The organism is Candidatus Pelagibacter sp. Uisw_094, from assembly GCF_047729535.1.
In the GTDB taxonomy this organism is placed as follows: domain Bacteria; phylum Pseudomonadota; class Alphaproteobacteria; order Pelagibacterales; family Pelagibacteraceae; genus Pelagibacter.
Genome location: NZ_CP159823.1, coordinates 1,287,276 through 1,301,158, shown reverse-complemented (window position 1 = coordinate 1,301,158; position 13,883 = coordinate 1,287,276). Strand labels below are relative to the sequence as shown.

The window sequence follows — 13,883 nt, the reverse complement described above, 5'->3', positions numbered from 1 at the left end:
ATAATTAATTAATCCCTATATACATATTATATATTATGAGCAGAATAGGAAAAGTTTCCAGAAAAACAAAAGAAACCAGTATTAGTGTTGAAGTTAATATTGACGGTAAAGGTCAATATAAAATTGATACCGGAATAGGTTTCTTAGATCATATGCTTGAACAACTATCAAAGCATTCACTAATTGATTTAAAAGTTAAAGCAAAAGGTGACACTCATATAGATCTTCATCACACAACAGAAGATACTGGAATAGCAATAGGTGAAGCTTTAAAAAAAGCACTGAAAGATTTTAAAGGAATTAAAAGATATGCTAATGCAATGATTCCAATGGATGAAACATTAACAAGAGTTGCAATTGATGTTTCAAATAGACCTTATTTAATATGGAAAGTTAAATTAAAAGTAGAAAGACTTGGAGAGATGGACACAGAACTTTTTAAAGAATGGTTTCAAGCATTTTCTCAATCAGCAGGAATAACTTTGCACATGGAAAATATTTATGGAGATAATAGTCACCATATAATTGAGTCTTGTTATAAGGCTCTAGCAAGATCATTAAGAACTGCTTTAGAAATAGACCCTAGAAATAAGAAGAGCATTCCATCAACTAAAGGCTCATTATAAGTTTAATGAATGTCACAATTGTTGATTATAATTCAGGAAACATCAGCTCTGTAATAAATTCCTTTAAAGAAGTTGCTAAAGACAAAGTTAATATCGAAGTGACTTCGAATTTAAATAAGATTAGATCAAGTGATAAGGTAGTTTTACCAGGACAGGGATCGTTTAAGAGCTGTGCTGATGCATTAAATGGCATAAATGGCTTAGTAGAGACGCTCAATGAGTTTGCGATAACTAACAAAAAACCTCTACTTGGAATTTGTGTTGGTTTACAGATGTTTGCAGACCTTGGTTATGAAGAAACTGAAACAAAAGGACTTGGTTGGATTTCAGGAAAAGTTTCAAAGATTGATAATCAAAATAATAAATTCAAACTTCCACACATTGGTTGGAACGAAATTAGTATTATTAAAGAAAGCAAGATTTTTAAGGATATAGAAAATAAATCACATATGTATTTTGTACACAGCTACGAATTTGTTCCAGATGATAAAAGTGTAATTTCAGCAACAACAGACTATTCATCAAATATTGTTTGTTCAGTTGAAAAAGAAAATATCTTTGGAACACAATTTCACCCTGAAAAAAGTGATAAATTAGGTCTTAAAATTATAGAAAATTTTTTGAATTTATAAATATGAAAATATTTCCAGCTATAGATATTAAAGGTAAGAAATGTGTAAGATTAATTAAAGGGGATTTTAATAATAAAACTGAATATGAAATATCACCAGTTGATCAAGCTGGTAAATACAAAGATTATGGTTTTAAAAATTTACATATTGTTGACTTAGACGGTGCCCTAACTGGAGAGACAGTTAACCTGGATGTTATTAAAGAAATTGTTCATAAATTTGATTTGAAAATTGAAGTAGGGGGTGGCGTTAGAAGCATTGATAGTATTGAAAAATACACAGATGCAGGAGTTGAGAAAGTTATTTTAGGAAGTGCAGCCATAAAAGATAAAAATTTTTTAAAAGAAGCATGCCTAAAATTTCCAAATAAAATTGCCTTAGGTCTAGATGCCAAAGATGGATACTTGTCAGTTTCAGGATGGAGGGAAAATTCTAATCAATTGACTTTAGATTTTTTAAAAGAAGTAAATGATTATGGTGCTAGCAGATTAATCTATACAGACATAAATAGAGATGGCACTAAACAAAGTCCTAATTTTAAAGAAACAACTAATGTTGCAAATATATCTAATTGTCCAGTAATTATCTCTGGAGGGGTATCTTCAATTGATGATATTAAAAAAGCAAAAGGTTTAAAAAATATTGAAGGAATAATAGTTGGTAAAGCCATATATGATGGTGATATTAAATTGGACGAATTAGCGAGAGAATTAGATGCTTAAAAATAGAATTATACCCTGTTTAGATGTTAAAAATGGGAGAGTAGTTAAGGGAATTAACTTTGTAGATTTAAAGGATGCTGGTGATCCAGTAGAGCAAGCTAAAATTTATAGCGATGGTGGTGCTGATGAGATTTGTTTTTTAGATATTACAGCTTCCAATGAAAATAGAGACACAATTTATGACGTGGTTGAAAGAACATCTAAAAAATGCTTTGTGCCCTTAACGGTTGGTGGTGGGGTTAGGAAAGTTGAAGATATTAATAAATTGTTAAATTGTGGAGCAGATAAAGTTTCAATCAATACTGCAGCAGTTCAAAATCCTGAAATGATAATTGAAAGTTCAAAAAAATTTGGATCACAATGCATTGTCGTTGCAATAGATGCTAAAAAAAATGGTAATAAATGGGAGGTTTTTACCCATGGTGGGAGAAATAACACGAGCGTGGATGCAATAGAATTTGCAAAAAAAATGGAAGATAATGGAGCAGGAGAATTACTAGTTACGTCTATGGATAGAGATGGAACTCAAATTGGTTATGATAATGAATTAATACTTAAAATATCTTCAACAGTTAACATACCCATAATTGCTTCGGGCGGAGTAGGTAATTTGGATCATTTAGTTGATGGTATAAGGCTAGGCAATGCTAGCGCTGTACTAGCAGCTTCAATCTTTCATTACGGAACACACTCAATTAATGAAGCTAAACAATATTTGAATTCAAAAGGAATTCCCGTTAGGATTTAGACATGTCAGAAAATCTATTAAATTTAGTAAATACAATTAGAGAAAGAAAAAATAAGGATGAAGATAAATCTTATACTTCATCATTATTATCAGGTGGCCTGTCTAAATGTATAGATAAAATGGAGGAAGAATTTGATGAGCTTAAAGAAGCCCTAAATGATAAATCTAACATAGTTCATGAAGCAGCAGATACAATTTATCATATATTAGTTACACTTGAGGCAGCGGACATTAAGTTTGAAGATGTCCTAAAAGAGTTGGAAGACAGAAAAAAACAATCAGGTATTGAAGAAAAGAATAATAGATAATGAGCTACGACAAAAATAATATTTTTGCAAAAATTTTGAGAAAAGAAATTCCTTGTAAAAAGATATTTGAAAATGATCATGTTCTTTCTTTTCATGATATTAATCCTCAAAAAAAAATACATGCATTAGTTATTCCAAAAGGTGAATACATTAATTTAGATGATTTTAACAATAGAGCCTCAGATCAAGAGATAGTCGCGTTAAGCAAGGCTATTACAGAAGTTTCGAAAATGTTAGGTATATCAACAGATACAGGTAAAGGCTATAGAGCTTTAACAAATTTGAGTGAAGATGGCGGTCAAGAGGTTCCACATTTACACTTCCATTTATTTGGGGGAGAAAAAATCGGAAAAATGGTTGAGTGACAGAAAAAATTTATCGAAGTTATTTAGAGATAAGATCTCTAAGTGAATTAAAAGAAGTTGAGAAGCCCGCAGAAAATTACTCTGTAGAGCTTGTAGACCCAAAAGATTTTCAATTAAATAAATTTTTTTACAAAACTATTGGTAAGAATTGCCAATGGATTGATAGGCTTATTTGGACAGACTTAAATTGGACAGATTATATCTTTAATGATCAGTTATTTACATACATTCTTAAAGATAAAAGTGAAATAGCTGGCTATTTTGAACTGTTATTTAACAAACAAAGCAAAGAAGCCGAAATTGCTTATTTTGGAATTTTGGAAGAATATTATGGAAAAAAATTAGGAGGGTATTTGTTAAGTGAAGCAATTAATTGCTCATTTAATATGGGAAGCAGAAGAGTTTGGGTTCACACTTGTTCCCTTGATCACAAAAATGCGTTAAAAAATTATTTGGCTAGAGGTATGAAAAATTTCAAGTCTGAAACCTTGATTAGATGATTAATTGTTTTGAGGTAGTTTAAAAATCTTATTATCTATCTTTTGGTTTTTTTTAACAGAGGAAATAAATGTTATTGATAAATTTTGATAGATATCCTTAGTTTGCCACCCAATTAAATTTAGATTTTTCTTGTCAAAAAAAATATTAATCTCATTATTGTTCTCAAGAATTTTAAAATTTAAGTATTTGTTGTCTATATCTCTTGGCTCTAAGTCTTCTATTTTTGAAATTAGATATTCTTTATCTAGTAAAAATTCTAAAGGAGTTTTGTTAAGTGGATAACGATAATAACTTCCCTTGTTACTGGTTTTAATAACTAAAGATTTTCCATTTGATACCAATTTTTTTTTACTAGGATTGCTATATTCACAAAAAATTTTTTTAGGATATTCAATGATGCATTTTCCATCTTCACTTTTATCATTAATTGTTTGTAAAAAATTGAAACTTAAATTATTTGTAAGTTTCATTTGAGAAATTATCTTATCTTTTGTTGATGAGTTTGCTGGAAAATAAAAACTGAAAAATAGTAAAATGATTATTACTTTAAGCATTAAAGAACATCTCTTTTACCAACATGATTAGCCTTACTCACAACTCCATCGGCCTCCATCATGTCAATAATTCTTGCAGCTCTGTTATATCCTATTTGTAATTTTCTTTGTAAAAACGAGGTAGATGCCTTGCCTTCAGACCTAATAATATCAAGTGCTGCCTGGTACAATTCATCTTTATCACCTGAGCTAGATGCCTCTCCACTCAATTCTTTTTCATCTACAAAATTTAAAATTTCATCTATATAATTTGGCTCTGCTTGACTTCTTAAATAATTGTTAACTTTTTCAATCTCACTTTCTGATACAAATGGAGCATGAATTCTAACGATCTTATTTGCAGAAGACATATAAAGCATATCTCCTTTACCAAGTAGTTGTTCCGCACCTTGTTCACCTAAAATTGTTCTACTATCTATTTTTGAAGTTACTTGAAAAGATATTCTTGTTGGAAAATTTGCTTTAATGGTTCCTGTAATAACATCAACACTTGGTCTTTGTGTGGCCATTATAATATGAATTCCAGCAGCTCTTGCCATTTGTGATAATTTCTGAATATAATTTTCTATCTCTTTACCAGCAACAAGCATCAGGTCAGACATTTCATCTACCACAACAACAATATAGGGCATAGCCAAAGTGTGCTTAGCATTATAGCCATCAATATTACGCACCCCTTCTTTAGTCATAAGTCGGTATCTATTTTCCATCTCTTTAACAACCCAACCTAAGACAGAAGCAGCTTTTTTTGCCTCGGTGATCACAGGACACAATAAGTGAGGTATTCCTTCATAGGTTGATAGTTCAAGCATTTTAGGATCAATTAGTATGAACTTACATTTATCAGGTGTGTGCCTGTAAAGTAGGGATAAGATAATAGTATTAATACAAACAGATTTACCTGATCCAGTAGTTCCAGCAATTAATAAGTGAGGCATAGAAGCTAAATCTCCAACAATAGGAATACCAGAAATATTCTTACCTAGCGCAATCGGCAATCTGATATCTTTTTTATTAAAATCAGAGTTAGAGAGTATTTCACTTAAATAAACATTCTCACGACTAGAATTTGGAAGCTCTATACCAATAGTACTACGTCCTGGTATGGTAGCAATTCTGGCAGATTCAGAACTGGTGTTTCGAGCAATGTCATCTGAGAGATTAATAATTTTTGATACTTTAACACCAGCTGCTGGCTCGAATTCATTTAGTGTTACCACGGGGCCATGACTAACCTTCTTGATATCTCCACTAACCCCAAAATCTAATAAGATTTTTTCTAAAAACTCACTATCAATATAATCTTCATCTTTTAATTTTTCTCTATCTTTTTGTGTGGGGATTTTAAGTAAATCAATTGTAGGTAGCTTGAAGCGAATTTTTTTACTAGGAGATTTATTTTCACTTTTTATAAAAGGTAAATCTTCTTGAATTAAATTAGTAATTTCTTCTTGTGGTATAAACTCGCTAATTATCTCATTTTCATTAGTGTAACTCTTTTCTTTTTTCACAAAGATTAATTTAAAGAATTTTTTTATAATTTTATAAAAAGAATTAATTTTAAAATGGATACTAATTAAAAATAAAATTAAAATAATTAAAATTAACAAGTAATAAGAAATTTGAGAATTAATATTAATTAAAGAAGTTAAAAAAGTTGTCTCTAAATATTTTCCAATAAAACCACCATTTCCATTGATATAAAGGTTGAAGGCAGAAGTGTAAAAAAAAGAGAAAAATAGAGAACCAAATGAAGAATAAAGAACTGTATAAAAAATACTTTCAAATATTAAAAAAATTTTCTTTTTTAGAACTATATTTAAACCAGAAAATATAAGTGTAAATGGAATTAATAAAGCAATGAGCCCAAAAGTTTGAAAAAAAAGATCAGCTGTGTAACTTCCGTTAAAGCCAAGTAAGTTTTTAATCTCAGTATTATCTGGAAAAATGAAATTAGGGTCGTCAGGAGAAAAGGTTACAAGAGAAACCAGCAAAAAAAGACCAATTACAACAAGAGCAATACCAGCAGTTTCGATAATTCTATTTATGCCAAAATTGATTATATTGTTGGCTAATTTTTTAAATTCCATAAATAAATGAGTCTAATTAATCACTTTGTATCATCTAATTTTTATTGTTAAAATTAAAATTATTATGAATGTTTGTATTATTGGTGAAGGTCTAACTGCTCTATCTTTAGCTAAAAGCCTTATAAATAAAAAAATAAATGTTCATTATTATCACAAAAATAGAAATAGTAATTTTTCTTCCAATAGAACAATAGGAATATCTAAAAGTAATTTTGAATTTTTTAAAGAAAAAATTTTTCAAATTTCAAAAAATAATTATTGGAAAATAAATAGAATAGAAATTTATACAGATAAAATTGATACTGAAAATTTATTAAAATTTGAGAATGATAAAAATGATCTATTTTACATGATAAAAAATGATGAACTTCTAAAATCATTAAAAAGTAACCTTATTAAAAGTAAATTTTTTAAAAAAATAATATTAAAAAAAGATATTAATGAAGAGTCTTTAAATAAAAAAGAATATGATTTAATAATTAATTGTGATGCAGGTAATTTTTTAGCAAAAAAGTACTTCACAAAAAAAATTAGTAAAAATTATTATAATCTTGCTTATACCACTATTTTAAAACATAAAAAAATAGACAACAATACAGCAACTCAAATTTTTACAAAGCAAGGTCCAATTGCATTTTTACCAATCTCAAAAATTGAAACATCAGTAGTATACTCAATAGATATTAAGAATAAAAAATTTAATAATAGCGATGTAATAGATTTAATTAAAAAAAATAACCCTAAATATAAAATTAATAAAATTAATAAATTAAATAGCTTTAAGTTAAGTTCATCTAATTTAAGAAACTATCATTATAAAAATATTTTAGCTTTTGGAGACATGCTCCACAGAGTGCACCCATTAGCAGGACAAGGATTTAACATGACAATACGGGATCTTAGAATTTTAACTAAAATTATTGAAGACAAAATTGAATTAGGTATTCAATTAGATTCACTAATATTAGATGAGTTTGAAAAAAAAACGAAAGATAAAAACTTTATTTTTTCTAAAGCCATAGACTTGATTTATGAGTCTTTTAATTTAGATAAAAAAGTTCAAAATAAAAGCTTTAGCAAAATTCTTAAAGGTATAGGAAAAAATAAGAATCTAAATAATTATTTTATTAAACTAGCTGATGCAGGGATAAATTTTTAAGTCTATTGAATAGTTGTATTATGAAAATCATCAAAACTATAAGTGCTTAATATTTCTGAAATTTTATCTTTTCGAGCTTCTAAATTTTTGCTTTCTAATAAAATTTGTTTTTCTTCTAGTGAAAAAGGAGAGGCCATTGCTAGGGCATTTATTGTTTCATTTAAATCTTGTTTCTCTAAAGATTTCCAATTTATAATATATCCTTTTTTTTCAAATAATAATTTTAAATCTTTAAAGATTGATTCAAGATCAGCAAACTTTAATTTTTTTTTTTCAGGAGTTAAGTCGAATTCAAAACTATCATAACTAGTTTCACAAGTACGATAAGGTTTTGTATTTTTAATTTCTTTAGTTATCTTAAATCGTGTTATCCCATTTAATTCAATCATATATCTACCATCAGATGTATCTTTAAAATTGATTATTTTACCCAAGCAACCAATCTTATGAAGTCCAGGGATTGAACTATCATCATTGCTTTTTGGCTGTATCAAACCAATCATCTTGTTTGTTTTCATACTATCATTAATCATTTCAACATATCTTGGTTCAAATATATTTAATGGAACTGTTGTATAAGGAAATATAATAAAGTTACTTAATGGAAAGACTGGTATAGTTTTTGGTAAATCTTGTTTTTTCATTCTTTCTTTTAGCAAATTTTTGAAAATCTATATACTAATGAAACACTTTATTATTGATTGAACTAAAAAAACCATCTATTTATAGTGTCTTTATAAGCGGGTCTAGCTCATTGGTAGAGCGAATCGTTGCCAACGATTAGGTAGAGGGTTCGATTCCCTTGACCCGCTCCAAAAATTTCATCGATAGAGTATTATGATCGCAATTTGATCGCAGTTGGAGATAGTTTTTAACGCAAACCCAGAACCACGATCCCTAAAAGCTTTTTCATGATCTACGATCCTAGCATAAAAAACCTGGGCGCACTCAGGGCGCAGTTGGATGTGAATTTTCACGTTTTCAATTCAAATTATTCGCGAATAATGTTACAAAGTTCGGGGCACCTGGCAACAGAACGCCCCTTAACATTATGATACCAAGCAAGTACAAGAAAAATTATTAGATATATTATTAAAGTAAGCATCATAATAAAATGAAAAAAATTATTCAAAACACAATATTATTTCTAACTTCAATTTTTCTGACAATTGTTATATTAAATATTATTTTTATAAAAGTTTCTAATCAAAATTTATTTCCTAGGCCTCTCTCAGGTATGCTACCCAACATTCTTCTAACTTTTTACCCTAAAACATATGATTTTAAAATTACAGATAATTACATTGCAGTTTTAGGTGACTCATATTCTCAGGGTGGAGGGGATGCATATTTAAGTAATGCAGAAAGTTATAGTGTTTTACATCATATGCATAAAATTAATAAAAAAAATTATTTAAATTTTGGGAGAGGAGGATATGGTTCCATTTTAGCTATATCAAATTTTTTTAAAATAAAAGAAATTTCAAATAAAATTTTTTTTATTAAAAATATCCCAGATCCTGAGGAGATTATTTTTTTATTTTATGAGGGAAATGATTTGGAAGATAACTATTATCAATATATAAAATATCAATTAAAAGATGAAACTATAGCTCAATATACTCATAATAGAATTAATAAAAAATTAGAAATTAAGAGTTCTGAAATATTAGTAAATCAATTTATTATTTTAAAATTTTTAGATAACTTATATAAAAAAACTAAAGAAAAAATATTTCAATTATCTAGAATTTCAAACTTGAGTGATTTAAAAAAAGGAATAATAGATATAAAAGATAAACTCTTTGGGAAAAAAAAATTTCTCAATAGTCCAGGGCAAATCATTCTTCACGAAAAAAAAAATAGATTGAGTAGATCTGCTGATATTCTTGTCGATAAACCTATTCAGGGTGCTTCAATTAATTTAGATAATGCCCAACAAAAGATAGCATTAGAAATTTTTTTCAACTCTATTAAATATCTTAAAAAAGTTTTTAATAAAACAAATATTACAATTGTATATATTCCATCGCCTATTAGTAGTTATAATTGGGATGAGCCTATAATATATGATCAGCTCAATAATAGTAAAAAAATTAAAAACACAACAAATTTAAAAAATTCCTTTAATAGTCAATTTATAATTCAAGAAATAAAAAATTTTACAGTAAAAAACAAAGTTGGATTTATTGACACCTCAAAATACATAATCAGAAAAGCAAAGAATAATTTATTGCATGGACCTTTAGACTGGAACCATTTCAATTATTTGGGATATAATTATCTTGCAGAATCAATAGTATTTTATAAATAAATTATACTTAATAAAAATATTTTCTCTTTGCACCTCAATTACAAAGTCATTACAAAGAAACTATAGATTAACTATGTGCCCTACTATGTACCACTCTAAAAAGTCATATGTTATGTATTGATTTCGGTCGGACAACAGAACGTCCCTAAAAAAAATGAATATGTTATCTGGCAATGTGAAAAAGCTAAAAAAGTTTTTTCATGAACAAATTCTACATCATAATTTATTATTGCTCTACCATCGCAGTGAGAGTGGTTTTATGATCATTTGACTAAAAATAAATGTTGAAATACAATGGTTTTAAAGAGTGGGAATCGTTGCCAACGATTAGGTAGAGGGTTCGATTCCCTTGACCCGCTCCATAAATTTAAAACATACTAATTAATGAATGATTTACTTACTAAAAAATGTGTACCTTGTGAGGGTGGAATTTTGCCTTTCGATATTAGTGAAATTCATAAATATCAAAAAAAAGTGGATGGTTGGGATGTTAAAAAAAATAAAAAAGAAATATATTTTTTAGAGAAAAATTTTATTTTTAAGAATTTTATTAATAGTCAAAATTTTATAAATAAAGTTGGTGAAATATCAGAAAATGAAAATCATCATCCAGATATTTCATTTGGTTGGGGATATGCTAAAATTATAATTACCACTCACGCTATAGAAGGACTGTCAGAAAATGATTTTATTTTAGCAGCTAAAATTGATCAAATTTTTAATGTCTAAAATGTCTTGTTTTAGAAAAAACTAAAATAGTACCAGTTTGGTTTGCAAATTTTATTATTTCTTTATCTTTAATTGATCCAGAAGGCTGTATTACAGCTGAAACCCCTGACTGTACTAATTTTTCAATACCATCTACAAATGGGAAAAATGCATCAGAGGCTGCCACAACATCTTCTTTTAAGTTTTGAAATTTATTCATTTTATCTATAGCAATTTGACAGCTATCAAGTCTACTAGGTTGTCCCGAACCAATACCAACGGTTGCTTCCTGACTAGCAAGTACAATTGCATTAGATTTTACATATCTACAAACATTAAATGCAAAAATTAAATTTTTCAATTGAGATTTATTTGGTTTCTGTTTTGAAACGATTTTAAAATCTTTAAGTTCAAATATTTTTAAATCTTCAGATTGTGTTAAAATAGATTCATTTACAGAGCCAAATTTAATTAAATCTTTCATGATAAATTCTGAAGCATCAATAATTCTTATATTTTTTTTTTTTTTTAAAATTTTTAAAGCATTAATTTCAAAACCATTTGCAATGACAACCTCTAAGAAAATTTTATTAAGCTCTAAGGCTAGAACTTTATTTATTTTGAAATTACATGAAACTATTCCACCAAAAGCACTAATTGGATCAGAAGCTAGAGCTAATTTATAACTTTTTAAACCATCTTTATTGATTGAAACACCACAAGGATTGGCGTGTTTTACTATAACTGTTCCAGAGTTTTTAGGTAAAGATTTAGATATTGTTAATGCAGAAAAAATATCATTATAATTATTATAGCTTAACTGCTTACCATGAATTTGTTCAATATTAAGATTTTGAGTTTTAGAATAAATAGCAGCTTCTTGATGTGGATTTTCTCCATATCTTAATTTTTCAATTAAGTTTCCATAAATAATTTTTTTTTTGGGGAAATTATTTTTTTTAATTTTATTAAAATAGTTAGAAATTACAGCATCATAATAAGCTGTTTCAGAGAAGGCCTCTAAAGACATCTCTTGTCTAAACTCAATAGATGTTGATCCTTTATTATTTTCTAATTCATTAATTAGAGCCTCATATTGATTTGAAGATGTAATAACTGTAACATCGTTATAGTTCTTTGCTGCTGCCCTAACCATAGTGGGACCTCCAACATCAATATTCTCTATTATTTTTGAATGATTGGTTGTTTGCTCTAAAGTTTTTTCAAAAGGATAAAAGTTAACAATAACAAGGTCAATTTCATCATATTGATTAACTTTTAGTTCCTTAGTGTGAGATTTGTCGTTCCTTTTACTTAATATGCCAGCATGAATTTTTGGGTGCAGGGTTTTAACTCTTCCACCAAGAATTTCTGGTGAACCGGTATACTCAGAAACTTCTTGGCATTTAAATTTAAGTTTCTTTATTTCTTTATAGGTACCTCCAGAGCTAATTAACTCAATTTTGTATTTAGTTAAAACTTTTAAAAGGCTACCTAATTTTTTTTTATCAGATACTGAAATAAGGGCTTTTTTTATTTTTTTCATTATAATTTTGTGATTTCCCATCTTATAGTTTGATTTTCTTCATTAGTCATTCCTGAAATAAATATATTTTGATTATCTGTGAAAGAATTTTTTTCACCAAAATATAACCCTTTATCAATATTTATCATTGTGTTTTCTGAGCTAAACTTCCAGCCCTCCCCATCAAGATCTATAAATATTGACTTTCCATCTTTTGTTTTCATTACTTTAACGTTTGGTTCTAAGTGAAATCTAATTTCAAATTTTAAATTCTTAATATCCTTATTAGAAATAATTTTATCGTGTCCAATAAATTTTAATTGATCTGGGTAGAATTCTATTTCTCGGGCATGAACAATTCCATGTAGTTTTAAATAACCATCATGAGAAGCATTAATTTTCCAATAATTTTTTTCAAATACTATTTTTTTTTTTAATATCTTTAATCCTTGATTAATTCTAGATTTTTTTCCTCTGAGTTTATTAAAACTACAAGAAGATTTATCATCTACAACTAGTGTGCTGTGGACTGCACTCGATTTAGATACTTCATTTAATTGGTGATTAACCTTTTGAAAATAACCACAATTACTAATTAATTTTTTACCATTTGATATGATCTCAAAAGACAAAGCTCCAGCTTGATAATTTGAAGATAGTTTTATATTTGGGCTTGATCCAATATCCATTATCAGAGAATTTTTTTTATTGTTAAGTACTGCATAGCCACCTAGCTCATTATTTTGATTTTTAAAGTTATAGCCAAGTTTTTTTAAATAAAGGTCAAAATTATGATTATTTGTTTTGTGATTACCATTAAAGAGAAAATCTACTTTATTGTTTTGCCAAATAAAAGCGTAAGCCTGACCTAAATAATATATATTTTCATTTATAAAGTCAGGTATTTCATTTTGAGATTCTTTGAACCATTCTCTAATTAATATAAAATATTTTAAATAGAAACTTAACTGCCTAATATTTCTTGATTTTGGAAAGCCATCATTATCCAATGAATATTTTACTAATTTTTTTAGTAAACTTAACCCAGTATTTAAATAATCATTATTTTGAGGGTATGATAGGCCAGTTAAAATGATAGCTGCACAACCTATAATCTTATCATTGATTAATTCAGAGGTTTCTATTTCATTAATAAGGTGATTGATCTGTTTCTTTACAATGCCATTAAATTTTTCCTTATAATCAACGCTTCCGTCTTCATAGGTAAGCCTAGAATTTGAAATCCAAGCTATTATTCTTTTTCCAATTATATCATTTTTCCAATTTTCAGAGTTGTACCTTTCATTTGTATTAATCCATTGATAAATGACATTTTGTGTATCTTTTTTTGAAGATCTAAGGTCTAGGCTAAATAACCAAAAAAAACTGTTTAAATTCTGTTGGTCTTTTTCTTTTAAATTTGGATTATCCCAAATTTCATTTAATGAATAATTTTCTATATTAATTTTTTTTTTATCATATTTTATAAGGCCATCTAGCAAGCTAGGACTTGGTTGATATTCTATTAATTCAATAGAAGAGGGTGTAATTTTTTTATTATAAAGGTTGGAGTTTAAATAAAGACGACGAAATTTTTTTTTGATAAGTTTAAATGAATTGTTTAAAATCAT

At 27.6% G+C, this 13,883-nt stretch carries 15 protein-coding genes and 1 tRNA gene; 11 read left to right on the top strand and 5 right to left on the bottom strand.

What is annotated here, in order from left to right; genetic code table 11:
- Nucleotides 1–35: 35 nt before the first annotated feature.
- From hisB to ABXT72_RS07085, 7 genes are read left to right on the top strand one after another with little or no spacing between them, the layout of a single operon-like run.
- On the top strand, nucleotides 36–626 hold the full coding sequence (gene hisB / locus ABXT72_RS07115) for an imidazoleglycerol-phosphate dehydratase HisB (RefSeq protein WP_415278245.1): 591 nt from the start codon (nucleotides 36–38) through the stop codon (nucleotides 624–626).
- Between the two features lie 5 nt (nucleotides 627–631).
- A complete protein-coding gene (gene hisH / locus ABXT72_RS07110; RefSeq protein ID WP_415278244.1) occupies nucleotides 632–1,258 on the top strand; it encodes an imidazole glycerol phosphate synthase subunit HisH in 627 nt (208 codons plus the stop codon).
- A gap of 2 nt (nucleotides 1,259–1,260) precedes the next feature.
- Nucleotides 1,261–1,980 (top strand): 1-(5-phosphoribosyl)-5-[(5-phosphoribosylamino)methylideneamino]imidazole-4-carboxamide isomerase, encoded by a 720-nt coding sequence (gene hisA / locus ABXT72_RS07105; RefSeq protein WP_415278243.1) that lies wholly within the window; start codon nucleotides 1,261–1,263, stop codon nucleotides 1,978–1,980.
- Nucleotides 1,973–2,728, top strand: a complete 756-nt coding sequence (gene hisF / locus ABXT72_RS07100) for an imidazole glycerol phosphate synthase subunit HisF (protein WP_415278242.1) — start codon at nucleotides 1,973–1,975, stop codon at nucleotides 2,726–2,728. Before hisA ends, hisF begins: the two co-directional genes overlap by 8 nt.
- 2 nt (nucleotides 2,729–2,730) lie before the next feature.
- Nucleotides 2,731–3,036 carry a phosphoribosyl-ATP diphosphatase gene (gene hisE / locus ABXT72_RS07095; protein WP_415278241.1) on the top strand — a complete coding sequence of 102 codons (306 nt, stop codon included), beginning with the start codon at nucleotides 2,731–2,733 and terminating at the stop codon, nucleotides 3,034–3,036.
- The gene (locus tag ABXT72_RS07090) at nucleotides 3,036–3,401 is read left to right on the top strand and encodes a histidine triad nucleotide-binding protein (RefSeq protein WP_415278240.1); all 366 of its coding nucleotides are present in this window, start codon (nucleotides 3,036–3,038) and stop codon (nucleotides 3,399–3,401) included. The genes hisE and ABXT72_RS07090 overlap by 1 nt, the downstream gene beginning before the upstream one ends.
- Entirely contained in the window at nucleotides 3,398–3,901 is a 504-nt protein-coding gene (locus ABXT72_RS07085; RefSeq protein ID WP_415278239.1) for a GNAT family N-acetyltransferase, read from the top strand. Before ABXT72_RS07090 ends, ABXT72_RS07085 begins: the two co-directional genes overlap by 4 nt.
- Here ABXT72_RS07085 and ABXT72_RS07080 read toward each other — a convergent pair whose 3' ends face one another.
- Nucleotides 3,902–4,456: a LolA family protein gene (locus tag ABXT72_RS07080; protein WP_415278238.1), complete on the bottom strand. Its 555-nt coding sequence runs from the start codon at nucleotides 4,454–4,456 to the stop codon at nucleotides 3,902–3,904.
- A complete protein-coding gene (locus ABXT72_RS07075) occupies nucleotides 4,456–6,546 on the bottom strand; it encodes a DNA translocase FtsK 4TM domain-containing protein (RefSeq protein ID WP_415278237.1) in 2,091 nt (696 codons plus the stop codon). The genes ABXT72_RS07080 and ABXT72_RS07075 overlap by 1 nt, the downstream gene beginning before the upstream one ends.
- A gap of 64 nt (nucleotides 6,547–6,610) precedes the next feature.
- On the opposite strand from ABXT72_RS07075, the gene ABXT72_RS07070 reads away from it, so the two are divergent.
- Nucleotides 6,611–7,705: an FAD-dependent monooxygenase gene (locus tag ABXT72_RS07070; protein WP_415278236.1), complete on the top strand. Its 1,095-nt coding sequence runs from the start codon at nucleotides 6,611–6,613 to the stop codon at nucleotides 7,703–7,705.
- A 2-nt stretch (nucleotides 7,706–7,707) separates the two neighbouring features.
- Here ABXT72_RS07070 and ABXT72_RS07065 read toward each other — a convergent pair whose 3' ends face one another.
- Complete coding sequence (locus tag ABXT72_RS07065) at nucleotides 7,708–8,349, bottom strand: LON peptidase substrate-binding domain-containing protein (protein WP_415278235.1); 642 nt, start codon at nucleotides 8,347–8,349, stop codon at nucleotides 7,708–7,710.
- Nucleotides 8,350–8,445: 96 nt separating this feature from the next.
- Here ABXT72_RS07065 and ABXT72_RS07060 point away from each other — a divergent pair.
- The 3 genes from ABXT72_RS07060 (at nucleotide 8,446) to ABXT72_RS07050 (ending at nucleotide 10,748) form a co-directional block, all read left to right on the top strand.
- Nucleotides 8,446–8,520, top strand: a tRNA-Gly gene (locus ABXT72_RS07060).
- 299 nt (nucleotides 8,521–8,819) lie between these two features.
- The gene (locus ABXT72_RS07055; protein ID WP_415278234.1) at nucleotides 8,820–10,019 is read left to right on the top strand and encodes a hypothetical protein; all 1,200 of its coding nucleotides are present in this window, start codon (nucleotides 8,820–8,822) and stop codon (nucleotides 10,017–10,019) included.
- Between the two features lie 384 nt (nucleotides 10,020–10,403).
- On the top strand, nucleotides 10,404–10,748 hold the full coding sequence (locus ABXT72_RS07050; protein ID WP_415278233.1) for a 4a-hydroxytetrahydrobiopterin dehydratase: 345 nt from the start codon (nucleotides 10,404–10,406) through the stop codon (nucleotides 10,746–10,748).
- On the opposite strand, the gene purH is transcribed toward ABXT72_RS07050, so the two are convergent.
- Entirely contained in the window at nucleotides 10,738–12,294 is a 1,557-nt protein-coding gene (purH, locus tag ABXT72_RS07045) for a bifunctional phosphoribosylaminoimidazolecarboxamide formyltransferase/IMP cyclohydrolase (protein ID WP_415278232.1), read from the bottom strand. The two genes, ABXT72_RS07050 and purH, sit on opposite strands and share 11 nt — an antisense overlap.
- Nucleotides 12,273–13,883 (bottom strand): heparinase II/III-family protein, encoded by a 1,611-nt coding sequence (locus ABXT72_RS07040; protein ID WP_415278231.1) that lies wholly within the window; start codon nucleotides 13,881–13,883, stop codon nucleotides 12,273–12,275. The genes purH and ABXT72_RS07040 overlap by 22 nt, the downstream gene beginning before the upstream one ends.